19 protein-coding genes and 2 pseudogenes are annotated in these 25,143 nt (G+C 69.2%); 12 read left to right on the plus strand and 9 right to left on the minus strand.

Annotated elements, in window-relative coordinates; genetic code table 11:
* Positions 1–168: 168 nt before the first annotated feature.
* Positions 169–1,335 carry a xylose isomerase gene (gene xylA, locus ACH4S8_RS09665; protein WP_398392148.1) on the minus strand — a complete coding sequence of 389 codons (1,167 nt, stop codon included), beginning with the start codon at positions 1,333–1,335 and terminating at the stop codon, positions 169–171.
* 198 nt (positions 1,336–1,533) lie between these two features.
* Here xylA and xylB point away from each other — a divergent pair, with 198 nt between their 5' ends.
* The 7 genes from xylB (at position 1,534) to adh (ending at position 11,001) form a co-directional block, all read left to right on the plus strand.
* Positions 1,534–2,979, plus strand: a complete 1,446-nt coding sequence (gene xylB, locus ACH4S8_RS09670; RefSeq protein ID WP_398392149.1) for a xylulokinase — start codon at positions 1,534–1,536, stop codon at positions 2,977–2,979.
* 164 nt (positions 2,980–3,143) lie between these two features.
* On the plus strand, positions 3,144–4,352 hold the full coding sequence (locus tag ACH4S8_RS09675; RefSeq protein WP_398392150.1) for an ROK family protein: 1,209 nt from the start codon (positions 3,144–3,146) through the stop codon (positions 4,350–4,352).
* A gap of 220 nt (positions 4,353–4,572) precedes the next feature.
* Positions 4,573–6,057: an APC family permease gene (locus ACH4S8_RS09680; RefSeq protein ID WP_398392151.1), complete on the plus strand. Its 1,485-nt coding sequence runs from the start codon at positions 4,573–4,575 to the stop codon at positions 6,055–6,057.
* Positions 6,054–7,067 (plus strand): acetamidase/formamidase family protein, encoded by a 1,014-nt coding sequence (locus ACH4S8_RS09685; protein WP_398392152.1) that lies wholly within the window; start codon positions 6,054–6,056, stop codon positions 7,065–7,067. The genes ACH4S8_RS09680 and ACH4S8_RS09685 overlap by 4 nt, the downstream gene beginning before the upstream one ends.
* A gap of 122 nt (positions 7,068–7,189) precedes the next feature.
* Positions 7,190–7,789 carry an N-acetylmuramoyl-L-alanine amidase gene (locus tag ACH4S8_RS09690; RefSeq protein ID WP_398392153.1) on the plus strand — a complete coding sequence of 200 codons (600 nt, stop codon included), beginning with the start codon at positions 7,190–7,192 and terminating at the stop codon, positions 7,787–7,789.
* A gap of 134 nt (positions 7,790–7,923) precedes the next feature.
* Entirely contained in the window at positions 7,924–9,219 is a 1,296-nt protein-coding gene (locus ACH4S8_RS09695) for a GAF domain-containing protein (protein WP_398392154.1), read from the plus strand.
* Positions 9,220–9,477: 258 nt separating this feature from the next.
* Positions 9,478–11,001 (plus strand): aldehyde dehydrogenase, encoded by a 1,524-nt coding sequence (gene adh / locus ACH4S8_RS09700; protein ID WP_398392155.1) that lies wholly within the window; start codon positions 9,478–9,480, stop codon positions 10,999–11,001.
* Positions 11,002–11,675: 674 nt separating this feature from the next.
* Here adh and ACH4S8_RS09705 read toward each other — a convergent pair.
* Positions 11,676–12,122, minus strand: a complete 447-nt coding sequence (locus ACH4S8_RS09705; RefSeq protein ID WP_398392156.1) for a transposase — start codon at positions 12,120–12,122, stop codon at positions 11,676–11,678.
* Positions 12,123–12,236: 114 nt separating this feature from the next.
* On the opposite strand from ACH4S8_RS09705, the gene ACH4S8_RS09710 reads away from it, so the two are divergent.
* On the plus strand, positions 12,237–12,560 hold the full coding sequence (locus ACH4S8_RS09710; protein ID WP_398392157.1) for a DUF2750 domain-containing protein: 324 nt from the start codon (positions 12,237–12,239) through the stop codon (positions 12,558–12,560).
* Here ACH4S8_RS09710 and ACH4S8_RS09715 read toward each other — a convergent pair.
* Together ACH4S8_RS09715 and ACH4S8_RS09720 are read right to left on the minus strand one after the other, a co-directional pair.
* Positions 12,557–13,386, minus strand: a protein-coding gene (locus ACH4S8_RS09715) for an IS5 family transposase (RefSeq protein ID WP_398392158.1) whose coding sequence is annotated in 2 segments (ribosomal slippage) — positions 12,557–13,044 and positions 13,044–13,386 — 831 coding nt in all. Because the reading frame shifts where the segments join, the coding sequence is not laid out codon by codon here. The two genes, ACH4S8_RS09710 and ACH4S8_RS09715, sit on opposite strands and share 4 nt — an antisense overlap.
* 194 nt (positions 13,387–13,580) lie before the next feature.
* Positions 13,581–15,074, minus strand: coding sequence for a peptidoglycan-binding protein (locus tag ACH4S8_RS09720; RefSeq protein ID WP_398392159.1), 1,494 nt, complete (start codon positions 15,072–15,074; stop codon positions 13,581–13,583).
* A gap of 238 nt (positions 15,075–15,312) precedes the next feature.
* On the opposite strand from ACH4S8_RS09720, the gene ACH4S8_RS09725 reads away from it, so the two are divergent.
* Entirely contained in the window at positions 15,313–15,669 is a 357-nt protein-coding gene (locus tag ACH4S8_RS09725; RefSeq protein WP_398392160.1) for a hypothetical protein, read from the plus strand.
* 269 nt (positions 15,670–15,938) lie between these two features.
* On the opposite strand, the pseudogene ACH4S8_RS09730 reads toward ACH4S8_RS09725, so the two are convergent.
* Both ACH4S8_RS09730 and ACH4S8_RS09735 read right to left on the minus strand, forming a co-directional pair.
* Positions 15,939–16,163 (minus strand): annotated as a pseudogene (locus ACH4S8_RS09730) (transposase); the annotation flags it as partial.
* Between the two features lie 97 nt (positions 16,164–16,260).
* Positions 16,261–16,710 (minus strand): peptidoglycan-binding domain-containing protein, encoded by a 450-nt coding sequence (locus tag ACH4S8_RS09735; protein WP_398392161.1) that lies wholly within the window; start codon positions 16,708–16,710, stop codon positions 16,261–16,263.
* A gap of 241 nt (positions 16,711–16,951) precedes the next feature.
* Between ACH4S8_RS09735 and ACH4S8_RS09740 the strand changes: the two genes are divergently transcribed.
* The 3 genes and pseudogenes from ACH4S8_RS09740 to ACH4S8_RS09750 form a co-directional block, all read left to right on the plus strand.
* Positions 16,952–17,779: a peptidoglycan-binding protein gene (locus ACH4S8_RS09740; RefSeq protein ID WP_398392162.1), complete on the plus strand. Its 828-nt coding sequence runs from the start codon at positions 16,952–16,954 to the stop codon at positions 17,777–17,779.
* Positions 17,776–18,780 carry a helix-turn-helix domain-containing protein gene (locus tag ACH4S8_RS09745; RefSeq protein WP_398392163.1) on the plus strand — a complete coding sequence of 335 codons (1,005 nt, stop codon included), beginning with the start codon at positions 17,776–17,778 and terminating at the stop codon, positions 18,778–18,780. The genes ACH4S8_RS09740 and ACH4S8_RS09745 overlap by 4 nt, the downstream gene beginning before the upstream one ends.
* A 258-nt stretch (positions 18,781–19,038) precedes the next feature.
* Positions 19,039–19,638: pseudogene (locus ACH4S8_RS09750) on the plus strand (metallophosphoesterase); the annotation flags it as partial.
* A gap of 343 nt (positions 19,639–19,981) precedes the next feature.
* Here the strand turns inward: ACH4S8_RS09750 and ACH4S8_RS09755 are convergent.
* From ACH4S8_RS09755 to ACH4S8_RS09765, 3 genes are all read right to left on the minus strand, one after another.
* Positions 19,982–22,258 carry a DUF262 domain-containing protein gene (locus ACH4S8_RS09755; protein ID WP_398392164.1) on the minus strand — a complete coding sequence of 759 codons (2,277 nt, stop codon included), beginning with the start codon at positions 22,256–22,258 and terminating at the stop codon, positions 19,982–19,984.
* 445 nt (positions 22,259–22,703) lie between these two features.
* Entirely contained in the window at positions 22,704–23,471 is a 768-nt protein-coding gene (locus ACH4S8_RS09760) for an IS5 family transposase (protein WP_398392165.1), read from the minus strand.
* A gap of 40 nt (positions 23,472–23,511) precedes the next feature.
* Entirely contained in the window at positions 23,512–25,131 is a 1,620-nt protein-coding gene (locus ACH4S8_RS09765; RefSeq protein WP_398392166.1) for an endonuclease NucS domain-containing protein, read from the minus strand.
* Positions 25,132–25,143 lie beyond the last annotated feature (12 nt).

Below are 25,143 nucleotides of genomic sequence, written 5' to 3' on the forward strand. Positions count from 1 at the left end.
GCCAAGAGTCGCCTCGAATCCGGTCATCGCGCGACCCCTGTGCGGAAGTTGATACGCACTCATGCCATGGATCGCGTGATTCCGCGAATTCCCACGCGAAGACCGGCTACGGCGAAGCGTGGGCCGGACCCGCCGACGGGCGGGTCCGTTCCCTCGGGAGCGGTCCGGTCAGCCGCGCGCACCCAGGAGGTGGTCCATCGCCAGCTGGTCCAGCTGCTCGAAGGCCATACCGCGCGCGGCCGCGGCCTCGACGTCGAAGTCCTCGAAAGCGGACCGGTCGGCGAGCAGCGCCGCGAGGCCGTCCTCGGCGGTGGGCTGCGCCAGCTCGTGCAGACGCGAGGCACGCAGGGCCGCCTGGACCTCCGGATCGGCCCGGAACGCCACCGCGCGCTCGCGCAGGATCAGGTAGTTGCGCATGCAGCCCTCCGCCGACGCCCACACGCCGTCGAAGTCCTCGGTCCGCGGCGGCTTGAAGTCGAAGTGCTTCGGACCCGCGTAACCGGCGCTCTCCAGGAGGTCGACCAGCCAGAACGCGGAACGCAGGTCGCCCGCACCGAACCGCAGGTCCTGGTCGTACTTGATGCCGGACTGGCCGTTGAGGTCGATGTGGAAGAGCTTGCCCGCCCACAGTGCCTGCGCGATGCCGTGCGGGAAGTTCAGTCCGGCCATCTGCTCGTGGCCGACCTCCGGGTTGACGCCGTACAGCTCAGGGCGCTCCAGGCGCTCGATGAAGGCGAGGGCGTGGCCGACGGTGGGGAGCAGGATGTCGCCGCGGGGCTCGTTCGGCTTGGGCTCGATCGCGAACTTCAGGTCGTAGCCCTGCGAGGTCACGTACTCGCCGAGGAGGTCGAAGGCCTCCTTCATGCGGTCGAGGGCGACGCGTACGTCCTTGGCGGCCCCGGACTCGGCTCCCTCGCGGCCGCCCCAGGCGACGTACGTCTCGGCGCCGAGCTCGACCGCCAGGTCGATGTTGCGGACGGTCTTGCGCAGCGCGTAGCGGCGCACGTCACGGTCGTTCGAGGTGAACGCGCCGTCCTTGAAGACGGGGTGCGTGAACAGGTTGGTGGTCGCCATCGGCACCTTGAGACCGGTGGCGTCCAGGGTCTGCCTGAACCGCTTGATGTGCGACTCGCGCTCACTGTCCGAGGACCCGAAGGGGATCAGGTCGTCGTCGTGGAAGGTCACTCCGTAGGCGCCGAGCTCGGCCAGGCGCTGGACCGTCTCGACCGGGTCCAGGGCGCGCCGGGTGGCGTCGCCGAACGGGTCCCTTCCCTGCCAGCCGACGGTCCACAGGCCGAAGGTGAACCTGTCCTCGGGGGTGGGCTGGTAGTTCATGTCGCGGCTCCTTGCTAGCTCCGACTATTTCGTCATGGCGGTTTACAAATTAGTATGCGGACGCGTCTCTGGGAAGAGACGAAGTAGGAAACCTGGTCACATCGGTCCAGGGACGAACTGCGGGACCCGGGCCGTGGCGGTCCGGAAACGCCCGTGACCAGCACAGATCCCGCGGAGCCGCGGAAGAGGGAGAGCCCGATGTCAGCAGCCGAGGGTCCGCTCGTCGTCGGGGTGGACTCGTCCACCCAGTCCACCAAGGCCTTGGTCGTCGACGCGTCGACGGGAGAGGTGGTGGCCAGCGGACAGGCGCCGCACACCGTCTCCACCGGGGCGGGCCGCGAGAGCGACCCCCGCCAGTGGTGGGACGCGCTCTGCGAAGCCCTGCGCCAGTGCGGTGACGCCGCCCACGAGGCGGCGGCGGTGTCGATCGGCGGGCAGCAGCACGGGCTCGTGACGCTCGACGCCCACGGCGAACCCGTACGACCGGCCCTGCTGTGGAACGACGTGCGCTCGGCGCCGCAGGCCCGTCGGCTGGTCGAGGAGCTCGGCGGCCCGAAGTCCTGGGCCGAGCGGACCGGCAGTGTGCCGGGCGCGTCCTTCACGGCCGCCAAATGGGCCTGGCTGGCCGAGCACGAGCCCGACGCCGTCCGGGCGACGGCGGCGGTCCGGCTGCCCCACGACTACCTCACCGAACGGCTCACCGGACAGGGCACCACCGACCGCGGCGACGCCTCGGGCACCGGGTGGTGGGCCTCCGGGAGCGAGGCCTACGACGAGGAGGTGCTCGCGCACATCGGTCTCGACCCCGCCCTGCTCCCCCGCGTCGCCCGGCCGGGCGAGGTGGCCGGAACGGTGCACGCCCGGGGTGAGCTGCCGTTCTCCAGGGGCACCCTGGTGGCCGCCGGAACCGGCGACAACGCGGCCGCCGCGCTCGGACTCGGGCTGCGCCCCGGCACTCCCGTGCTCAGCCTCGGCACCTCGGGGACCGTGTACGCGGTCTCGACGCACCGCCCGGCCGACCCGACCGGCACGGTGGCGGGGTTCGCGGACGCGCGCGGCGACTGGCTCCCGCTCGCGTGCACGCTGAACTGCACGCTGGCCGTCGACCGGTTCGCCGCGCTGCTCGGCCTCGACCGCGAGTCCGTCGAGCCCGGCTCCTCGGTGACGGTCCTCCCCTACCTGGACGGCGAACGCACACCGAACCTGCCGCACGCCGCGGGACTGCTGCACGGGCTCAGGCACGACACGACCGGCGGGCAACTGCTGCAGGCCGCGTACGACGGCGCCGTGCACTCCCTGCTGGGCGCCCTCGACCTCGTACTGGACGCGGACGCGGACCGTTCTGCGCCGTTGCTGCTGATCGGCGGCGGAGCGCGGGGCAAGGCCTGGCAGCAGACCGTACGCCGTCTCTCGGGCCGGCCCGTCCAGGTGCCCGAGGCCAGGGAACTGGTCGCGCTCGGCGCCGCCGCCCAGGCGGCCGGCCTGCTGACGGGCGAGGACCCGGCGGCGGTCGCCCGGCGCTGGGGAACCGCCCGCGGGCCGGTGTTCGAGGCCGTGGAACGGGACGAGGAGACACTCGCACGGATCACCGGGGTACTCTCCGACGCGGCCCCGCTGCTCGAACGGGAGCCGAACAGGAACTGACCGGGACCAGGTGTGCCGCCCCGGCTCACACGCGGGGGAACCGGATCCCGTGTGAGTGGTACCGGCCGGGGCGGGCCGGTGGGCCCGCCCGACGCGGGACCGCCCCGTGGGAACGGGCACCGAGACAGGCCGACGGGACCGGCCGGACGAGGATCGACGGAAGCATGACCGCACCGCTGCACGAGGCCCACCCGACCGGTTCCGGCCGGCGACTGCCCGACACCCAGCAGGGCATGCGCCGCCGCAACCTCGCCCGGGTCATGCACACCGTCGGCGACGAGGGACCGTTGTCCCGCGCCGCCGTCGCCTCCCACATCGGTCTGACCAGGGCGGCCGTGTCCACCCTGGTCGACGAACTGATCCGCGCGGGGCTCCTCGAAGAACTCGGGCCCGAACGGCCGGGCAGAGTGGGACGGCCCGGCTCGGCGCTCGCCGTCAGCGGGCACGGTCCCGCCGGGATCGGCGCGGAGGTGGGCGTCGACCATCTCGCGGTGTGCGCGGTGGACCTCCGGGGAGCCGTGCGGGCCCGCGCCGTGCGCCACGGCACGAACCGCGGCCGACCCGCCGGGCCCGTGATCCGGGAACTGACGGCGCTGGTGCGTCAGGTCGTCGCCGAGGCCGACCGGGAAGGGCTGTGGCCCGCCGGCCTCGCCGTCGCCGTCCCCGGACTCGTGGCACGTGACGCCCGGACCGTGGTCCAGGCCCCGAACCTCGACTGGCACGACACGGACCTCGGCGAGCTGCTGCCCGCCGAGTGGCCGTTGACCGTGGACAACGAGGCGAACTTCGGCGGACTCGCGGAACTCTGGCTCGGCGACGCGACGCCTCGTGACTTCCTGCACGTGTCCGCGGAGATCGGCATCGGTGCCGCGGTGCTCGTGGACGGGCAACTGCTGCGCGGCACCCGCGGTTTCGCCGGCGAGCTGGGGCACGTCCCGGTGCGCCCGGAGGGACCGGAGTGCCCGTGCGGCGGACGCGGGTGCCTCGAACAGTACGCGGGCGAGGAGGCCGTTCTGCGCGCCGCCGGGCTCGAACCGGGCAAGGACCGGGTCGGGCTGCTGTCCCGGCGCGCCGCCGACGGCGATCCGGACGTACGCCGTGCCCTGCACGACGCCGGAACCGCGCTGGGCATCGCCCTGACCGGGGCGGTCAACCTGCTGGACCCGCAAACGGTCGTGCTGGGAGGCGCCCTCGCCGGGCTCGCGCCCTGGCTGCTCCCCTCCCTGGAGGACGAGTTGGCGCGGCGCACGGCGGGTCCCGCCTGCCCCGTGTCCGTCTCCCGTCTGGGATCCGAAGGGCCTCTGCTCGGTGCGGCGCATTCGGTGGTGCGCGCGGTGCTCGACGACCCGGCGGCGGTCGCCGGGCGGGCTTAGGCGCAACGCCAGGCCTGTGCCGGGCGAAGCGACACGCCGGACACGGACCATCACCCGCAGGACATCCCCCTTGAGGGTGATCGCGTTGTCCACATTCCGCGGGCCGTCCACGGACTCGCGCCTGGCCCTTCCTGCCCAACCGGCAAGCGCCGTACCGTAATTCACGCGAGGCGCAGCCGTCCTGCCGGTGGCTGTGTTCCGGTCGGATCGGGGGGTTCAGATGTCGGAGGAGGCGGTACCGGGTCTGCGGCGTGAGGCGATCGGCCTGCGCGAGGTCCTGTTCCAGAGCATCACGGCGATGGCGCCGGCGGCGGCGGTCGCCGCGTCCATCCCGTCCGGAGCGGCGTTCGCGGGCGGAAGTCTGCCGCTGTCCGTGCTGATCGCCCTGGTGGCCTGTCTGTTCACCGCGTCGTGCGTCGCGGAGCTGGCTCGCGAGATGCCCTCCGCGGGCTCGGTGGCCACCTACACCGCGCAAGGCCTGCACCCGTCCGTCGGGTTCCTCGTGGGCTGGGGCTATGTGTTCGTCGAAGCCCTGGTGCCGCCCCTGCTCCTCCTTCAACTCGGGTTCACCACGGCGGGCACGCTGCACCAGGAGTGGTCGTCGTACCCGGACGATCTCTGGTGGCCCTGGTCGCTCGCGGGCGCGGTGGTCATCGCGGTGGCGGGCTATTGGGGAGTACGCGCCTCGGCCCGGTTCGGAACCGTCCTCGGCGTCTTCGAAGTCCTGGTCTTCCTCGTCTTCGCGGTGTGGCTCATCGCCAAGGCCGGCAGCGACAACACGCTGTCGGTGTTCGGGACCTCCCACACGGCCGCTGGCTACGGCGGCATCAGTGGCGTGTTCGCCGGATCGGTGTACACCGTGCTCGCCTTCGCCGGTTTCGAGGCGGCGGCCCCGCTGGCGGAGGAGACCAGGGACCCGCGCCGCACGATGCACCGGGCCGTCCTCGGCGCGGCACTGGCCATCGGTCTGGTCTACGTGCTGACGACGTACGCCATGTCGGTGTACTTCGGTCCCGACCGGTTCGCCGGGTTCGGGGCCTCCGGCACGGCCTCGTGGGAAGGGGTGGCGCGCGCTTCGTTCGGGCTGTTCTGGGTGCTCGTGTTCCTCGCGGTGGTCAACTCGACGATCGCCAACGCCAACGCGTGCGCCACGGTATCCACCCGAACGGCCTTCGCCCTGGCCCGGATCCGGGTGCTCCCCGCGCTCTTCGCGCGCGTGCACCCGAGACACCGCTCCCCCGCGGCCGGGGTGGCCGTGCAGTGTGCCGTGGCCGTGGCGGCCATGCTGGGACTCGGTCTCGCGTACGACCCGGTGACCGCGTTCCTGCTCCTCGCGACAGTGATCGTCACCGTGGTGATCGGCGTGTACATCGTGGTCAATCTCGCCTGTGCGGGCTACTTCCTGCGCCGCAGACGCGCGTCGTTCCATCCCGTCCGCCATCTGGTGTTCCCGCTGCTCGGCATCGTCGCCTTCGTTCCCGCGCTGCTGACGGCCGCGGGTCTGCCGGTCTTCGACTTCGTGACCGAACTGACCGCGCCGGTGTCCTACGCCGGGCCGGTCGTGGGTGTCTGGATGGCGGCCGGTGCCGTGATATTGATCTTCCTGCTGCGCCGCCATCCCGGGCGCATAGCCGAGACCGCCCGTGTCCACCTCGACGAGACCTCGACCCCCGCCCCTTCGCAGAGCGGAGCCGTGCAGCCATGAGCGACCCCCGGATCCTGACCGTGCGCCCCTCACCGGACGAGTTCGCCTGGACGTTCGGCGGCGCGCCACCCGTCGCACGGATCGCGCCGGGCACCGTGCTCGACCTCTACACCGAGGACTGCTTCGCCGGACGGGTGCGCTCCGAGAAGGACCTGGTTTCCGAGGTCTGCGAGTTTCCGTTCCTCAATCCGCAGACAGGTCCGTTCCATGTCGAGGGAGCGGAGCCGGGTGACACGGTCGCGGCCCACTTCGTCTCGATCGAGCCGGCCCGTGACTGGGCGGCGTCGACGACCGTCCCCCTCTTCGGCGCTCTGACCTCCACGCACACCACGGCGTCCCTGCAGCCGCCGCTGCCGGAGACGGTGTGGATCTGGCAGCTCGACCGGGAGCGGCGGACAGCTCTGTTCACCGCGCGGGACAGCGACATCCGGATCGAACTGCCGATGGACCCGATGCACGGCACCGTGGGAGTCGCGCCGGCGAACCTGGAGGTGCGCTCCGCCCTGGTGCCCGACGCGCACGGCGGGAACATGGACACGCCGGAGATGCGCGCCGGGGTGACCTGCTACCTCGGGGTGAACGTCGAAGGCGCCCTGCTCAGCCTGGGCGACGGCCACGCGCGCCAGGGAGAGGGCGAGACCTGCGGAGTCGCGGTCGAATGCGCCATGAACACGGTGGTGATCGTCGAGCTGCTCAAGGGAGTCGTCACTCCCTGGCCACGCATCGAGTCCGACACCCACATCATCTCGACGGGTTCGGCGCGCCCGCTCGAGGACGCCTTCCGGATATCCCAGCTCGACCTCGTGCAGTGGCTGGTGCGCGACTACGGGTTCAGCGAGCTGGACGCCTACCAGTTCGCGACGCAGACGGTCGAGTCTCCCGTCGCGAACGTCTGCGACACGAACTACACGTGCGTCGCCAAGCTGCGCAAGGAATGGTTGCCCGCGCGTGAGACCCATCGCGGACTGCACGCCCGGCTGCGCGAGACGGCCGCGGCTCTGCGGCGCTGATCACGCGGCCCCCGCGCGACAGAGCCCGGACCGGCCCTCCCCCTCAGGCATCCGCCCCGGCATGCCCGAGTCCGGGCTGTGCGTCCACGGACCACCCCCCACCGACGAAAGGCCCACCCTCCATGGAGCGAGCACAGTCGTTCCCGAGCCGACGGCGGCTGCTCAAGGGCGCAGCCCTCGCGGCCCTCCCCTACGCGTTGCTCCCCGACGCCAAGGCGGCCGCGCAGCCGGCGGCCGTCGACTATCCGGGCGCCGACTGGTACCCGGCGACCGACTCCAACTACACGGCCTCCGACCGCCCCTACAGCTACGAGCTCGACTACGTGGTCATCCACGTCACCCAGGCCACGTATGCCACGACCCTGTCCATCTTCCAGAATCCGGCGAAGAAGGTGTCCGCGCACTACCTCGTGCGCTCGGCGGACGGTCATGTCACCCAGTGCGTACGGGAGCGCGACGTCGCCTGGCACGCCGGCAACTGGGACTACAACACCAGGAGCATCGGCATCGAGCACGAGGGCTGGGTGGACCGGCCCGCCTACTTCACCGACGCCCTCTACGAGGAGTCGGCCAGACTCACCGCCGCGATCTGTGACCAGTACGGGATCCCCAAGGACCGTGCCCACATCCTCGGTCACTACGAGGTGCCGGGCACCGATCACACCGATCCCGGGCCGAACTGGGACTGGACGCGCTACATCAGACTCGTCAACTTCGCCTGACCGGGGGCGGCCTCGCGGCTGCCCTGGCGGGCACGCCGCGAGGCACCTGGCGGAAGGGGAGCGTCACACGGGTTGTCCAGGCCCGCACCGGGAGTGACGATGGACCCAGCCGCATCGCCTTCCTGGAGGCCGAGTTGACCGATCCTTGGGTGGCCCTGGAACCGGGGACCGATCCCGCCGAGCGGAGTCGGCTGCTGCGCCGCGCGTACGAGTCGTTCACCGAGGCGGGCACCGTGCCGCGGCCGGTGCGTGCCGTGGTGGCGGAATCGTGGCGGCGGTCGGCGCGCGCGGGCGTCGTTCCGGAGGGCACCGCGAGGGTGGAACTCATGGACGGGGAACTCGGCTCCTACCGGGCGGAGCATCCGCTCGCCCTGGTGATGCCGCTGTTCCGGGAGCTCATGGGGACGTTCGCGGCGGACGGGAAGCATCTTCTGGCCGTGTGCGACGCCCAGGGCAGGCTCCTGTGGGTCGAGGGCCATCCGGGAACACGGCGGCAGGCCGGACGGATGAACTTCGTTCCGGGCGCGCGGTGGTCGGAGTCGGCGGTCGGAACGAACGCGCCGGGGACGGCGGTCGCCGTCGACCGTCCGGTGCAGGTGTTCGCGGCCGAGCACTTCATCCGGCGTGTGCAGCCCTGGACCTGCGCGGCAGCCCCGGTGCACGATCCGCGCACCGGGCGGGTGCTCGGTGCGGTGGACATCACCGGCGGGGACGGGCTCGCGCATCCGCACAGTCTCGGTTTCGTCCAGGCGGTGGCGCGGGCGGCCGAGGCCCAGCTGGCGCTGCTCGCACCGCCTCGGGCCATGGCCGACTCCCTCGAACTGACGGCCCTGGGGCGCGACGAGGCCCAGCTGGTCGTCGACGGGCGGAAGATCAGGCTCAGCCGCAGACACAGCGAGATCCTCGTGCTGCTGGCCCGGCATCCGGAGGGTCTGACGGGCGACGAGTTGCAGTGCGCGCTGTACGAGGACGAGTCGGTGACGCCGGTGACCCTGCGGGCCGAGCTGGCGCGGCTGCGCAGGATCCTCGGTCCGGGGCTGCTGGGTTCGCGTCCCTACCGGCTCACCCGGCCGGTCGAGTCCGATGTGGCGGTGGTGGAGCGGCGGCTCGGGACCGGCGCGGTGACGGCAGCCGCGGCGGTGTACGCCGGTCCGCTGCTGCCGGGTTCGACGGCGCCGGCGGTGGTGCGGCTGCGGCGAAGGCTCGCCGACGGTCTGCGGACGGCGGTCATCGCGCGGCGGGACCCCGATCTGCTGGCCGACTGGGCCCGTGCCCCGTGGGGCGAGGACGATCTCGACGTCTGGCGGGCGCTGTCCGCGCTGCGCCCGGCGGCAGCCGTCCACGCGCGCGTGGCGGAGCTGGAGTCCGAACTGGGCGCACCGGCCGGATGGGCGCACTCGGCACGCGAGGGCCGGACGCGACCGCACTGACGCCACGGATGTTGCCCCCGTCCTCGGGGACGCCGCGGGGCGTTGCCCCGTCCTCGGGACCCCGTGAGGTGTCGCCCCATCGTCGGGCCCCTATGGGGTGTTACCCCTGTCCTCGGAGCACCGTGCGGTTGTTGGCCCGTCCTCTCTGGGCGGGCCGGCGGTTCCGGGTCCGCGCAACGTCGTTGCAACGTCCGGGTTCCTAGCCTCGCGGCGAGAGCTGCCCGACGGCGGGCAGCGCTTCTCCGGGAGGCAACCAGCATGACCCGTTACACGGCGCCCGGCAGCGAAGGCGCGATCGTCTCCTACCAGGCGCGGTACGACCACTTCATCGGCGGCGAGTACGTGGCGCCGGCTCGCGGGCAGTACTTCGAGAACCCGAGCCCGGTGAACGGGCAGCCGTTCACCGAGGTCGCGCGCGGCACCGCCGAGGACGTGGAGCGCGCGCTGGACGCGGCACACGCGGCGGCGCCCGCGTGGGGGCGCACCTCCGTGGCCGCCCGAGCCGACATCCTGCTCAAGATCGCCGACCGGATGGAGGCGAACCTGGAGAAGCTGGCGGTCGCGGAGACCTGGGAGAACGGCAAGCCGGTCCGCGAGACGCTGGCGGCCGACATCCCGCTCGCGATCGACCACTTCCGCTACTTCGCGGGGGCGATCCGTGCTCAGGAAGGCTCGCTCAGCGAGGTCGACGACGACACCGTCGCGTACCACTTCCACGAGCCGCTGGGCGTGGTCGCGCAGATCATCCCGTGGAACTTCCCCATTCTGATGGCGGTGTGGAAGCTCGCTCCGGCACTGGCCGCGGGCAACGCGGTCGTCATCAAGCCCGCCGAACAGACGCCGGCGTCCATCCACTACTGGATGAGCCTGATCGCGGACCTGATCCCGCCGGGTGTGGTGAACATCGTCAACGGCTTCGGCGTGGAGGCGGGCAAGCCCCTGGCCTCCAGCGCGCGGGTGGCGAAGGTCGCGTTCACGGGGGAGACCACCACCGGGCGGCTGATCATGCAGTACGCCTCGGAGAACATCAAGCCGGTCACGCTGGAGCTCGGCGGCAAGTCCCCGAACATCTTCTTCGACGACGTGTGGGCGCAGAACGACGACTTCCGCGACAAGGCGCTCGAAGGCTTCACGATGTTCGCGCTCAACCAGGGCGAGGTGTGCACGTGTCCCTCGCGCGCCCTCGTCCAGCGCGGCCACTACCGCGAGTTCATGGAGGCGGCGGTCGCCCGCACCGAGCTCATCAAGCCCGGCAACCCGCTCGACACGGACACGATGATCGGCGCCCAGGCGTCCAACGACCAGTTGGAGAAGATCCTCTCCTACCTGGACATCGGCCGGCAGGAGGGCGCCAAGGTGCTCACCGGCGGTGAACGCATCGAGCACGACGGGGAGTTGAAGGGCGGTTACTACGTCCAGCCGACGATCTTCGAGGGCGACAACCGGATGCGGATCTTCCAGGAGGAGATCTTCGGCCCGGTCGTCTCGGTGACGTCGTTCGACGACTTCGACGACGCCATCAAGATCGCGAACGACACGCTGTACGGCCTCGGAGCCGGTGTGTGGACGCGCGACATCAACACCGCCTACCGGGCGGGCCGTTCCATCCAGGCCGGCCGCGTCTGGACGAACTGCTACCACGCGTATCCGGCACATGCCGCGTTCGGCGGATACAAGCAGTCCGGCATCGGCCGCGAGAACCACAAGATGATGCTGGAGCACTACCAGCAGACGAAAAACCTGCTGGTGAGCTACTCACCGAAGAAGCTGGGGTTCTTCTAGAGACAGAAGAAGGGCGCCTGAACAGGTACTTCACCTGTCAGGTGCCCTTCCTGGCCCACGTCCGGGCCGTGGAGTGAGATACAAGGTTCCTCCCGATATCTCCCACTTCTATCCCCCCTGACCAGCTGTTCCGGGGCATTTCCGGGCCAAGGCGCGGTTCACACGTCCTGCGGTGGGACATCAAGCCCCTCCCACCGTCGTATCGAGTCCTCTATGTTCGACGGTGTTGCGGTCCTTGTGCAGGTCGGGATCATGCCCGACCGGGCGGCCACCGCGCGAGCCTTTCTTCTTGCGGTTGGCTGCCTGGTCGACCTTCTCCGGGATGACACTGCGGATGCGGCGTCGCCGCAGGTAGGCGCGGTTCGCACGGGAGGAGTACGCCTAATGGGAAGCGAACGTCGGCGGTAGCTGCCGTTCTGGGGCGCGGGCGGCCGACCGGTCCGCGAACCCTGACGCCCTCCAGCACCGGGATGAAGCGGGGACTGTCGGCGGCCTGACCCGGGGTGACGACGAACGACAGCGGCCGGCACCGGCGGTCGGCCGCGAGGTGGGTCTGGTGGTCAGACCACCGCGCGAGCGACCCAGTTCGGCCGCGCGGAGCCGGGCTTTGTGACGTCGGCGTGTTCGGCGGCGTTCCTCGCGCGCTGCCTGGTCGTCCTCCTCTCCAAGCGGGGCTATCGGGGCGCTTTGCCCCTTTCGAGGAGCCCCTTTTCCTCGGCGACGGCCTTCTCCAGGCCCTCGAGGAGTTCGGGGTCGACCACCATCCCGGCCGCGTGATGATGAGCGCGCGAAACCATGGAATCCACACTGACCAGATCGAGATCCGCCTGCCCGCGGGCCGCGGCTTCGGCGATCATCCCGTCTATCAGCATCCGGAAGGTCCCGGCCACCGCCCAGCGCTGGAACGCGCCGTAGACGGTCGACCAGGAGCCGTACTGCTCCGGCACGTCACGCCGGGGGCTCCCGGCCCTGAACCGCCACATCGCACCGTTGAACTGCCGCCGCAGGTAAGGGATCGGGCCACGCACCCACCGGCAAGAACGGCTCGACCAACTCCCACTCGGCATCCGAGAGATCACCACGCGCCATCCTCGACAACCACCAGGCCCAGGCTGCCGCACATCGGCAAATCCAGAAACCGATGATCTGAACCTGGAACAGGCTCTTAGAACTCCTAACGAAATGAGCAGTGGGGAACGCTAGGATCGGTGGCTATGAGTCGGAGTGGTTCGCAAGTGGCAGCGTTCTTCCGGGACGTCAGCCAGAGCGGAGTGGTCTGGCTTGTCCGGGATGACGACGGAAGCCCGGCTCCCCTCTCCGCGGACGGCACGCGAAGTCTTCCCTTCTGGTCGACCTCGGCCCGCGCCCAGAGGGCAGCGAAGATCTGGGGGCATGGGCTACGGGTCGAATCCACGCCCCTGGAAGGCTGGCGCGACCGCGAACTGCCCGATGCCGCCCAGGAGGGACTCATGATCGGCATCAACTGGAGCGGGCCACGCCTCGTTGGCTGGAGCTTCACCCCGATGGAAGTCCTCAACCGGCTGGCGGCGGCTGACTAGCTCACGGCATCGCTCGCCAGAGCACGCAGGCGTCGCCAGCAGATGAGTGCGCATCCGAGGGTGAGGAATGCTTCGTGGATGTCGTCGCGGATCTCCCAGCGGATCCGCAGGCGGCGAAACCAGTGCAGGTGGGCGAACGCGCGCTCCACGACCCAGCGTTGAGTCCCCAAGCCGGAGCCGTGCTCGGTGCCGCGGCGGGCTATCGGGGGCTTCACTCCGAGATCCCGGACCAGCCGGCGGTACTTGTCGTGGTCGTAGCCGCGGTCGCCCAGCACCGTGTCCGGGCGGCGCCGGGGCCGTCCGCGCTTGCCCCGCACCGGCGGCACGGCCTGGAGCAGTGGGATCAGCTGCGTGACGTCGTTGCGGTTGCCGCCGGTCAGCGTGGCGGCCAGCGGGATGCCGGTGGCGTCGGTGATCAAGTGGTGCTTGCTGCCCGTCCTGCCCCGGTCGACAGGGCTTCGTCCTGTCTTGGGGCCCCCTTTAACGCCCGGATGTGGGAGCCGTCGACGGCCGCCCGAGTGAAGTCCAGGGCGTTCGCGCCGCGCAGTTTCGCGAGGAGGACCTCGTGCAGCCGGCGCCACACACCGGCTTCTGTCCACTCGGCCAGGCGGCGCCAGCAGGTCATGCCCGAGCCGAAGCCGAGTTCCTGCGGCAGGTGTTCCCAGGCGATCCCGGTGTGCAGCACGAACAGGATGCCCTGGAACACCAGCCGGTCCGGATGCCGCTTGCGCCCCGGATGCCGACTTCGACGCTCGACCCTGGGCAACAGCGGCTCGACCACCGCCCACAACTCGTCGTCAACTTCCCACGGCTTCGGCCGAGCCACCCCGCACCCCCGGATCAATGGTCCCGGAGCGATCCAACCACTTCGAAGATCATTTCGTTAGGAGCTCTAAGGCCGTGATCCGTCCGGTCGTGCCGGACGGATCACGGGCGGGCGTCGTGTCGACGGGGCGACCGTCTGCCGGTGCCACGGGATCAGGGTGCCCGGAGGAAACGGCGCCTCGGTCCGGTACCCGGTCAGCGGACGCGGATGAAGACCACGTCGTAGGTCGAAGCCGTGGTGCGGTTCTTGATGTAGACACCGTCCGGCCCGTTGCCGTTGGGATCACTGGTGTTGCCCTCGACGGCGGTGAAGCTGGAGCCGCCGCTCACCGTGCGCACGATGCCGATGTGCTCGTTCCCGTCGTTGAAGTTACTGCCGCCGTTCCAGTCATAGGCCACGATGTCGCCGGGCTGCGGGTCGGTCGTCACCGAGAGGTGCCGCTGGCCGGCCCGTGCCTTGTTGACCCAGCCCGAGACGTAGGTGTCGTTGAAGGTGGTGGCCCCCGTCTGCTTGGCCACCCAGCTCACGAAGGTCGCGCACCAGGCATAGTCGTTGGTGGACTTGGACATGCCCACGGCGGAGCCGTAGCTGTTCGCCCGGGCGCTGCCCTGGAGCGTGCCGACCTCGGCCGCGGCCACGTCGAGCATCTTGCTGTAGCCGCCGCCGGGCGGGGTCGTGGCCGGCGGGGTGACCGCCCCGTACAGGGCCGACTTGGTGCCCGGCCCGACCCTGCCGTCGACCGTGAGGCCTTTCTCGGACTGGAAGTCCCGCACCGCGGCGTCGGTCATCGCCCCGAACTCGCCGTCCACGGCGAGGTCGGCGCCATGGTGGTTGAGCAGGCTCTGCAGTTCGGTGACACAGCCGCTCTTCTGGCCCTTGATGATCTCGTTCGGGCAGGACGCCGAGGTCAGGTTGATCGGCGACGGGGCGCCGTTGCCGCCGCCACCGCTGATGTTGGCGTACAGGGCGGCCTTGGTGTTCGGGCCGACGTCGCCGTCGGGCTCCAGGCCGTGCGCGGTCTGGAACGCCTGCACGGCCACGAAGGTCTCGGCGCCGAACTGGCCGTCGACGGCCACGTGTTGTCCCTGACCGTTGAGCAGGGCCTGCAGGGTCAGGACGCAACCGCCGCTCTGGTCCTCCGTGATGGTCGTCGGGCAGGCCGCCGAGCGCAGGTCCAGAGCCGTCGACCCGGACTCGTCGGTGTTGTAGAGCTCGGCCTTGGTGCTCGGCCCGACCTGACCGTCGGCCGTCAGGCCGTGCCCGGACTGGAAGGACTTCACCGCCGCCAGGGTGCCCGCCCCGAACTCACCGTCCGCGTCGACGCTGTAGCCGAAGTGGCGGAGCAGCCGCTGCAGTTCGGTGACGCAGCCGCTCTTGTTGCCCTGGACGACGTTCGCCGGGCACGAGGAGGACAGGAGGTTGATCGGCGCGGGCGCCGAGCCGCCGGTGGCGTAGAGCTTGACCTTGGTGCCGGGGCCCACCCGTCCGTCCACGGCGATCGCGACGGAGGCCTGGTACTCGCGGACCGCGTACAAGGTGGCGGCGCCGAAGCTGCCGTCCACCGTCAGCCCGGCGCCGTGGGCGTTGAGCAGGTTCTGCAACTCGGTGACGCAGCCGCTCGACTGACCCTGCAGGATCTCGGTGGGACAGGAGGCGGAGGTCAGCTTGATCGCCGCCGGCGCGGCCACCGCCGGACCGGCACCGAGCAGAGTGGCCGTCGAAAGGACCGCCGCAGTAGCGAGGAAAACCCCGATCCTGTGGCGATTCCGGACATGGAATGTATTGGCAGGTGAAATAACTGTGTTTCTCATGGGTACGAAATATCCTCTTCAATGGATCTACGGATTGTCAGTGGCGCCGGATTTTCCGGTCATGGAAGATTTCACACGCCGGCGGACGCCCCCTTCGGGCCGGGGTCGGTAAATCATGGCGAAGTTGGCGTTTCGTTCCGTAGGGCGCATTTGCGAGCCGACGTCTACCGCGCTCGACAACGGAGTCGAGGCAGTCGAATATCATGATCGAATTTCCATTCCTCGCACGACGGTGACAGCCCGCCCCCATACACACAATGCCGTGCGACATAAATGGCCGAATTCTGCTGTCTTGGAAACAGGAAAATCGGCGGCGGGCCTTGACCCCGGATTTGAACACGTCTATGCGGCTCGGGTCAGGGTAGAAGTTCGAGCGGGCGATGCCCAGGATGTCGCAGAGCCGCTTGCCGCCGAACCGGTGCTAGTGGTCCTCAACGAACTGGCAGCAGTTCACCAGCGCGTCGCCGAGTAGCCGAGGGGGATTTCGCCCCTCGGCCCTCACAGAACCTTGCTCAACAGTCTCCCGTTACATAGCTCTTGTCGTCCTGATCAGCAAACCAGTACGGCTCTCACTGTTGGGGCAAGGCGCCAGTGCGCGAACATGCGAGGATATCGCCGGGCGATTTCCTGCAGCTTCACAAGTGCCTTCCATTGGCCGCGAGCCGTTTCCTCACCGCATCCAAGGCGGACCGTCCGGGCCGGTATCCGAACCGGAGTCGAAAGAACACCCCGGTTTTAATGTCATCTGATTTCGTTTCGACACGTCAGCAGCGATTCACTCTGAACCGTGTCATCACCAGGCCGCGGCGCCACCGCAGGTGTGGAGTGGGCGCAGGACCTGCGTCCGTCGGCGGCCCGGATCCAGTTCCGCAGCGTCTCGGTGTTCACTCCGAGATCAGCGGCGACCGACTTGACCGTCGCTCCAGGACGAGACCGGTACAACGCGACCGCATCTGCTTTGAACTCGGCGGGGTAGTGTGCTTCATCCGGACGCCCGAACGTCCCTGAGACGACAGGCTGCGGCCCGTCCGCCCGGAAGGGAGGACGGGCCGCAGCCGCTCAGTCAGCCGCCGTTGGCGAACCGCGCGAACGCGTCCTGGGTCCCGGATCCGGCGATGCCGTCGATGTCGCCGGTGTAGCCCCAGCTGTTCGCCAGTTGGCGCTGAAGGGCCTTGATCGTGTTGGTGCCGACGATGCCGTCGATGTCGCCGGTGTAGCCCCAGTACTGCTTGAGTTCGCGCTGGAACGCCTTCCAGCTGTTGGTGCCGAGCTTTCCGTCGATGTCGTCGGTGTAGCCCCAGTACTGCTTCAGCCAGGTCTGGACCTTCTTGGCCTCCGCGGTGGACAGGCCGAGGTTGGTCGTCGTGGCGGCAGCGGACTGAGAGGTCACCGCCGACTGGGCGGCCGGCGCGGACGCCGCGTAGCTGGTGCCCGCGGCCGCCAGGCTCCCGGCCGCGATGCCGGCGACGGTGGTGAGGCTGACGATGGTCCTGGCCAGGACGTGCGATCGCATGTGTTCCTCTTTCGGATCGTGGGTGAGCACCTGGCCCGACGGAGGAGCAGGTGACGACTCGATAGTGCGGGGCGGTCGGCGACGGCCGCCACAGCCTCTGCCCAAGTGACGGTCACCTGGGACACATCACCCGCTGACCTGCGCGAACGCCGTCCACGGGGACGGTTCGGCGGGACGGCTGTGGCAGACGTCGTACTGCTCATGCAGAATGCGACGAAGCGGGAGACCGCTGATCATGGTCATGACCGCATCTGGGGGGAACATGCCGCGCCGCAAAGCGCTGCCCGCCGAACTGGACCCGCGTGTGAGGCAGTTGGTGACGCAGCTACGCCGGCTGAAGGATCACAGCGAGCTGAACATGCTCCAACTGGCGGCGAAGACGGGGTACAGCCAGAAGTCGTGGGAGCGGTATCTGGGCGGCAGGTCGCTCCCGCCCCGGGAAGCCGTGGAGGCGCTCGCCCGGATCGGCGGCGTCGATCCGGTCCGGCTGCTCGCGCTGCACGAGGTCGCCGCCGACACCTGGAACGGCGGCCGTGCACCCACGCCGACTCCAGCGCCTTCGCCTTCGCCGGAGGAGCCGGCGCAACCCGGGTTTCCGGTGGTGTCGGACACCTTGGCGACAAGAGCCGGACCCGAGCCTTCCCTCGGTCGTTCGCTGCGCATCGCGCTCGTGGCGGGAGCGGTCGCCCTGGTACTGGCCGTCACCTCGACCGTCCTGCTCGTCCTGCGTCTCAACGCCCACGAGAACGGACCGACGGTGACTTCCCCCGTCCCGGCCGCCGCCTCGGCGTCCGCACCGCTCGTGTACACGTGCAGGATCCAGCAGATCGACGGTCTCTGGTACGCGGGCATCAGCCGCACCCGGGACGCCGAACTCGCCTACGGCGGCGCCGGTTCCGACGTGGCCGAGGCGCAGTGCCTGCTGCGCCGGGCGGGCATCTCACCGGGCGGCATCGACGGGATGTTCGGTCCGCTGACACAGCGAGCGGTCAAGGCCATGCAGAAGCGCGCCGGTCTGGACGTGGACGGCATGGTCGGACCGCGCACCTGGCAGGCCCTGCGCGGATGACCAGGCCCGAGCCGTCACCGGAGAGTGCCAGACTGGCCGCCGGACTCAGGGAATTGAAGGACCGCACCGGCCTGAGTCTGGCGGGGCTCGCGGCGAAGACCACGTTCAGCAAGTCGTCCTGGGAGCGTTACCTCAAGGGCAGGACGCTGCCACCGCGCCCGGCGATACAGGAGCTGTGCCGCCTCGCCGGGGAACCGAACGGCCGGTGTCTGGCGCTGTGGGAGATCGCGAGGTCGGAGAACAGCGGGCCGAAGGAGCCGGCACAACCACAGCTCACCGCCCCGCCCCCGACTCCTGGTCCCACCCCTGCGCCCACGCCTACGCCTACGCCTGAAGCATCCCCGTCCTCCGGCCAACGGGAGGCGATGGCCGCGGCGGTCCTCGCGGCGGTTTCCGCCCTGGTGTTCGGGGCGGTCCTGCTCAGCCTTCTCCTCGTCCCCCACCGGAGCGATCCGGCACGGCCGTCGGCGTCGGCGTCCCCGTCCGCCACCGGCCCGAGCTGCCGGGACACCGACTGCGAGGGCAGAGATCCGGCGGTCACGAAGTGCGGCGCCGAGCCCGAGACCCTGACCGAGCACCTCACCTCCACGGGAGCCTCGGTGCAACTGCGGTACAGCAGGGTGTGCGGGACCAGTTGGGCACGGATGTGGGGTACGCGGATCGGCGACGGGGTCGAACTGCGGGGCCGCGTCGCCCGGGTGAACAACCGTGCCGAGGCGGACACCTACGTCCACACCCCCATGACCGCGACCCGCCCGGGAACCGTAGTCCAGGCCTGCTTCCTGCCCGCGACGGGCGGCGGGAGGGAATGCTTCGAAAGCGAGGTGGACCAGAGTCCGCTGTCAGTGCCTGCCCCTACAGTCACCGATATGGCGACTCTTCCCAATCCGCTGCCCACACCGGCGACCGACCCGAGCGGCCGTTCCCTGGGCCTGCGGCTCCCGCCCGGGAGACTGATCGAGGCCTCGGCGGACGACCCGTCGGACAAGCCCCGGCTGTGACACTCCGGCAAGTCCGCCGCGCCCGGAAACTGGAGCGCTCTGGGCGGACAGGCCGCCCGGGCCGGGCTGCTGCCGGTCCTCGTGGACGTCGGTGGCAGTCAAGGCGGCCCGGCGGACTGAGAGTTGCAACCGCAGGAGACGTCCTACCCCGGTGACCACGACGCCGACGAGGTGCTCGCGGAGTTCTGGGAGGAGAACGCGGAGGACGAACTGGGCGAGGGGACCGAGCCCTTCGGACCCGACTGGCCCGGTCCGGCCCCCGCGGCGCCCGCCGGGTTGGACGGCCTCCGTGTCGCCCTGATCACCGATACCCACTACGGCCCACTCGATCGCGCCGGCTGGTCGGCACGGGTGTGCGAGACGGTGAACACCCTGGAGGCCGACCTCGTCTGCCACACCGGCGACATCGCGGACGGCACGGCCGAACGCCGCCGCGCCCAGGCCACCCCGCTCGGCACCGTGCGGGCCACCCGGGCCCGTGTCTACGTCACCGGCAACCACGAGTACTACAGCGAGGCCCAGGGCTGGGTCGACCTGATGGACGAGCTCGGCTGGGAGCCACTGCGCAACCGCCACCTGCTGCTCGAACGCGGAGGCGACACCCTCGTGGTCGCCGGCGTGGACGACGTCACCGCCGAGTCCTCCGGCCTGGCGGGCCACCGCGCCCACCTCGACGGAGCCCTGAACGGCGCCGACCCCGACCTGCCCGTCCTGCTCCTGGCACACCAGCCCAAGTTCGTCGACCGGGCCGCGGCAGCGGGCGTCGACCTCCAGCTCTCCGGCCACACCCACGGCGGCCAGATCTGGCCCTTCCACCACCTGGTCCGCATCGACCAGCCCGCCTTTACGCAGGTCAGCGACGCGTGCCACCTGTACCGGCCAGCAGACGAAGAACGTTCTTGTTTCATACAGTCCGAAGAAACTTGGGTTCTTCTAGAGCCTCAAGTTGGGTGCCTGGCGAGGGCTTTACCCTTTCAGGCACCCATAGGCTGAAGCGACCATCCGTGACCGTTCAGCAACTTTCCGAACTCGTCCACCGCGAATCGGTGCCCGTCCCGGACCAGCCACGGACCGGCTGAGGTGCTACCTTGCGTCGTCCGCGGCGGTGCGAAGTGTACGAAGAAGTGCGGACGACGTCGGGCGCCGGACGTGGTCACACGGCGGCATGCTCGCGGGTTGTTTCAAGGTAGGTCCTCTTCGATCACCCCCAGTGCTCCTCCCGGTACCGCAGGAGACCCTCACCATGCAGCTGCTTGGTGGCGTTACCGACCCGGACCCAGAAGTCGGTGGCCGCACTGCCGCCTTTGGCGGGCCTGGCGAACACGGCCTTGCCGGCCGCGGCCACGCTGACCCGGCAGACGACACGGTCGGCCACCTCGGGAAAACTGATCCGCACGGTGGTCGCGGTCGGGGCCGACAGGTTGTCATCGAGGACTTGGCGTACGAACAGTTCGTAGCCATCGGGGTCAGCCTGCTTCGGCAGGGTGGACAGATCGTTCTCGATCCCTAGTACGGTCCCGTCGTCACCGACGCCGACGAACAGGTTGCCGCCCTCCCCGTTGAGGAAACCGCAGACCGTCTTGACGAGATTGTTCTGCAGGGACTTGTCGTACTCCCCGGTGTGAACGTTCCAGCGGGCACTCGCCTTGAACTCGGTGCTCTGGGACTCACCGGCGGCGATCAGATCGGCCGCAGCGGTGGGCACGTACGCGGGTCGGTCCGTGCTGAGCGTCTCGAACGCCTCCCGTACCACTTGGGCGATCAGCTGGCGGCGTCGTTCCAGGAAGGCCGCGTAGTCGAGCTGCTCCCAGCCGACCGGCAGCGCGTGCCACAGGGCCTGCCGCCTGACCACCTCCGGGTCCATCGCCTCGGTGACCCTGGGCCAGTAGACGTGAGGTGCGTCGGTGTTGCCCTTCTCGCTTGCCGGCCACGTCACATATGCCATGTTGGCGATGGCGTTGACCTGGCGTTTGTCGGTGATACCAAGACCCGCGAGGGTCTCGGAGTAGAACAGACGGTCCCGGGGAACCTTCCGGGCGGGCCTGGCCGCCGGATCCATCAGGTCGCGGATGTGCTGGTCACCGCAGAGCAACTCGGCGTCCAGGATGTTCAACGCAGCCTGGTAGGCGAACACCACCGGGGAGTACGACGATGAGCTGTCGAGCCTGTTCGGCAGGGAGATGTCCCAGTAGTCACCGGTGAAGTGCGCGGAGATGATCCGGGCGAGTTCTGCGGCGAACGCCTGGCCGTCACCCTGCGGCAGGCCGCCGATCCGACCCAGATCAAACTCCATCTGCGACTCGGGGGAGTTGGAGTAACGGCCGGTAGTGTGCACCATGAAGAACCAGCGCGCGACGACCGGACGGAGTTCTTCCGCCGACAGCCCGAAGTCGTGCAGTCCGATCAGCCACAGCGCGTAGCTGTACAGCAGGGCGGTGTCAGAGGTGATCATCTTGCGGCTACGGAAGCCGGCCGCGGTGATGCACTGGAAGAACTCGTGCCAGCTGGTCAGATCGAGGACCTGCGTGTGCGCCTGCGCCAGCCGTTCGAACTGTTCCTGGCGCCGCTCGGCGGAGACCTTTCCGGTCTCAAAGTCCTTGCCTCGCAGCACGTTGTAGACGTGCTGGAGCCGGGCACGCCGGAAGGCCACGGCGACAGCGACGCGCAGGAGCTGGTCCGGGCTGGGGTCCAGGAACGGGTTGCGCGGGTTCGGTCCGGGAAGTCCCGCGACCACCGCGGCCCGGCAGAAGTCCTCCAGTTGACGTCGGCCCTTCTCCCAGTGCACCGACATCAAGGTGAGGATGAAGTCGGACTGGTTGAGCTTCACTCCCTGGAAGTTGATACGGACGAAGATCTCCGCGACCTGCTCCTCGTCGGCTGCGGCGTCCAACTCCACTACCTGGAAACGGAAGTCGTGCAGGCCCCGGACGCGGTCAATTCGCTCTTCCAGCTCGTCCCTCGTCGTGGTCGGCAGGGGCTCGCCTGCGGCCTGTTCGAGCCGGTGGAAGAACTCCCGGACGGCGCCACGGTGGCCGCCCGGGGCCCAGAGCTTGGTGATGTCCGGGATGTAGGCGGTGTCTCGCTCGATTGCCGCGTCCGTGACCTCGAACGTCTGGTCCTGCGGGTGGAAGGCGATCCGCAGCGTGACCTCGTCGAAGGACTTGTTGACGACCTTGCGCCCGGTGAGTACGGCGAACAATGCGGTGAGTCGCTGCTGCCCGTCCACGACCAGCCGTTGGGGCGCCCGGTCGCCCGTTCCCGTCCCGATCTGTCGGGTCCCCACCTCGGCTCCGGTCTCCCAGAACATTAGGGTGCCGATCGGGTAGCCGCGGTACATCGAGTCGAAGAGATCGCGGGTCTTCGTCGCGGACCAGACGAACGGCCGCTGAATGTCGGGAAGCCCGATCCTTCCACCCTCGATGTCCTCTATCAGGTGCCGAAGGGTGTAACCCGTGTCGCGGTAGAGGGTGGGTGGCACGGTGCGGGCTCCTCACGTCAGCGGGTCAGTCAGGGCGGATGCTTCGGTTGCTTCAGCGACTGAGACAAACAGAGAAAGAGAACAACATCAGAGACTTACCACGTGAGTTGCTCTTGTAGCAGCAAAGTTGAGGTGCCGATGGCTGACCGCTGGCTGCCGGTCAAGCAGAGCGAGGTCGTCGTCGATGGTCATCGGGCTGATCTCTGCGGTCGTGCAAGCCACGGCGCTACGCCGGGCCGACGGATCATCGGCAGCAGCCCTGCCGCATAGTGGGACCGGCCCAGAGCGCCCCGGAGCAGGCGAGAATGGTGCACTCGATCCCGCGGGCCTGGATCCAGGAAGACCTACAGCATCAACTGGGTGCCCTCCCGATCAACTCTGACCCGCCGCGGGACTCAGACGTCGTTTCACATGGCGAGTCGGCGGTGGGCGATGAGGGCTGCGGCTATGCCGACGAAGGCGAGGAAGTGTTCGGCCTTGCGTTCGTAGCGGCGCTGCAGGCGGCGGCAGCCGACCAGGACACCGTCCGTTCGACGACCCAGCGGTGCTGGCCGAGCCGGGTGGAGGACTCGATGCCCTTGCGTGCGATGCAGTGACGGATGCGACGCTCGCGAAGCCATTTCCGCAGTTCATCGTAGTCGTAACCCTTGTCGGCATGGAGCTTGGCGGGGCGCCGACGGCGCGGTCCGCGGCGGGAGCGGACGGGTGGGATCCCGCGCACGAGTGGCTGCAGGCCGAGACTGTCATGCATATTCGCGCCGGAGATGCCCAGCGACAGCGGCACGCCGTTCCGGTCGGGGTGAGGTGGATTTTCGATCCGCTCTTGCCGCGGTCGGTCGGATTCGGTCCGGTCAAGGGCCCCCCTTTGCCGCCCGGACGCTGACCGAATCGATCCCGCGCACCGCGACCAGTCCAGCTCGTCCCGCGCACCGAGTTCGTCGAGGACGACCCGGTGGAGCCTGGCCCACACCCGGGCCTGGCTCCACCGGGCGAAGCGCTGGTAGACGGTGGGCCAGGCCGGCCCGAACACCGGCGGCAGCTGCCGCCAGGTGCAGCCCGAGGTGGCCACGAAGATGACCGCCGCCAGGCATTCGCGGTCACCAGCCCGACGCCGCCCGCCACCCTGCGGACGTATGACCTCCGTCGGCTGGACCACCCGCCGGAACAACACCCACAACTCGCCCGGAACCAACCGCTCAACCAGACCCGCCATGCACTGCTCAACGAACGATCACGCCATCAGAAACGGCGCCTTAGACGACATGAGTGAAGGCGCGGTACTCCCGAGCCACCAGCTCCACCTCATGGGAATGCCTGTTGAGGTACTGCCCGATCGAGACGATCTCGCCATCAGCCGCAATGGTTGCGTACGCCTGTGCGTACCCGCGAGGATCCGTGTCCGAGGAGTAGACGCGAGCACCCTGATCTTGATGTATCCAGATGCGGTGCTCTTCGGCCACCGTCGCCTCGGACCCAACGGGTCCGATCTTCTCCAGGAGCACGTAGTGCAGCCCCAGGAGATCCAAGAGCTCTCGGTCACGTTCCCACACGGCCCCCGCGTACATGTTGCTCATCAGGAACAGCGGATCGCGGTACACGAGCCGTACCGCATCGGGCAACGGCATGCCTCGGCCGTTCCAACACAGGGCGCCACGTACCGAGTGGCGTAGGCCGTGGCGGGGTACGGCTTCGCCCACGACCATGGGCAGGAGATTCTCCAGGCCGTCTGGCCACCCATGGGTGATTGTTTGCAGGAGGTCACAGGGGTTGTAGAAGTGCAGTCCGACGTCTCCCTCACCAACCTTCGGGCCCACTTCGTCGAGCCAACCGGCCACCAGCGAATCCCACTCGTGGTTGCCGGCCAGGCTCTGCCGAGCCTCCTGCCGGAACGCCTTCCAACGGCTGGCTACCTGCGGGCTGGCGGTGCCCGTATACAGGATCTGACTGTCTCCTCGTTCGTCCCCGGTAAGGAAGCGGAACAGGTCCTGCTCTTCGAAGGCGGCTGTGACGTCGTAGGCGCCGGTACCTCGGAAGCCTTGAATGGCCCAGTTGGGGTCGTCACGGAGATTCTTCAACAGCCCTGGCCGTGCGGACTCCATGTTCATTCCGTGCAGCTTGCTGCGCGCAAGACGGTTGCAGATCTCGCAGAGGGCCAGGTACTCCGCCTGGTGCTCGTCAGCGAACGGCTCAGGCCCGTCGTAACCAGCCAGGAGATCCACTGCGGCGAGTTCCTCGTTCACTCGGCCGATCGCCAGGTACAGGCCGAAAGGCGCAGGGATGTAGTGCTTCTCCGCTACGCGGTCCAGATCCGCCGCCAGCAGGTCGAGCGCCCCCAGCTCGTCCGCGACCTTGCTGATGATCCTCCAGCCCTGCTCCCGTTGTTCCTCCGTGGCGAAGAAGAACAGGTTGTGGATGGGGGTGATGCGGGGTTCAAACGCCCGGGGCAGGAGCTCCACCCGCTCAGTCCCGATGGGGGTGCCGTTGTTGTCCAAGAGCAGTCGGTATCCGCGAAGATCATGACTCCAGTCACGCGCGGCATGACTGACGGCGATCAGGAGTTCCTCCCAGTCATCCGGCATTGCGACGATCACCGCACGAATGCGGTCCGGCGCGAGGTTCTTCTCCCGGCAGAGAAGCTCGGTGTACTTGTTGACCTCGTGCAGGGCTTGCCGCGCGCTGGACCGGGACCGCTTCAGCTCGATGACCACCCACATCTGATGGCGATCACGGGCCAGGATGTCGATGCTGCCCCTGGTGCCGTGTGCGTTGGGCAGCGGGTACTCCTCGAACTGAACCGGCCGGAGCCCCGGCTCGATCAGCTCCAGGTTCTGTACGAGCGCATTGCGGAGAACGTTTTCGAGAGGCGGTCGCATGGCCGAAGGCTA

Origin of the sequence: Streptomyces sp. NPDC021080 (assembly GCF_044333225.1) — a bacterium.
Classification (GTDB): domain Bacteria; phylum Actinomycetota; class Actinomycetes; order Streptomycetales; family Streptomycetaceae; genus Streptomyces.

What these genes read in the sequence shown, in the direction of transcription:
- ACH4S8_RS09765 (WP_398392166.1), bottom strand. Translation starts at nt 25,131, where the DNA reads ATGCGACCGCCTCTCGAAAACGTTCTCCGCAATGCGCTCGTACAGAAC.
- ACH4S8_RS09745 (WP_398392163.1), top strand. Translation starts at nt 17,776, where the DNA reads ATGACCAGGCCCGAGCCGTCACCGGAGAGTGCCAGACTGGCCGCCGGA.
- xylA (WP_398392148.1), bottom strand. Translation starts at nt 1,335, where the DNA reads ATGAACTACCAGCCCACCCCCGAGGACAGGTTCACCTTCGGCCTGTGG.
- xylB (WP_398392149.1), top strand. Translation starts at nt 1,534, where the DNA reads ATGTCAGCAGCCGAGGGTCCGCTCGTCGTCGGGGTGGACTCGTCCACC.
- ACH4S8_RS09760 (WP_398392165.1), bottom strand. Translation starts at nt 23,471, where the DNA reads ATGGCGGGTCTGGTTGAGCGGTTGGTTCCGGGCGAGTTGTGGGTGTTG.
- ACH4S8_RS09690 (WP_398392153.1), top strand. Translation starts at nt 7,190, where the DNA reads ATGGAGCGAGCACAGTCGTTCCCGAGCCGACGGCGGCTGCTCAAGGGC.
- ACH4S8_RS09685 (WP_398392152.1), top strand. Translation starts at nt 6,054, where the DNA reads ATGAGCGACCCCCGGATCCTGACCGTGCGCCCCTCACCGGACGAGTTC.
- adh (WP_398392155.1), top strand. Translation starts at nt 9,478, where the DNA reads ATGACCCGTTACACGGCGCCCGGCAGCGAAGGCGCGATCGTCTCCTAC.
- ACH4S8_RS09725 (WP_398392160.1), top strand. Translation starts at nt 15,313, where the DNA reads ATGGCGAAGTTGGCGTTTCGTTCCGTAGGGCGCATTTGCGAGCCGACG.
- ACH4S8_RS09675 (WP_398392150.1), top strand. Translation starts at nt 3,144, where the DNA reads ATGACCGCACCGCTGCACGAGGCCCACCCGACCGGTTCCGGCCGGCGA.
- ACH4S8_RS09680 (WP_398392151.1), top strand. Translation starts at nt 4,573, where the DNA reads ATGTCGGAGGAGGCGGTACCGGGTCTGCGGCGTGAGGCGATCGGCCTG.
- ACH4S8_RS09735 (WP_398392161.1), bottom strand. Translation starts at nt 16,710, where the DNA reads ATGCGATCGCACGTCCTGGCCAGGACCATCGTCAGCCTCACCACCGTC.
- ACH4S8_RS09740 (WP_398392162.1), top strand. Translation starts at nt 16,952, where the DNA reads ATGACCGCATCTGGGGGGAACATGCCGCGCCGCAAAGCGCTGCCCGCC.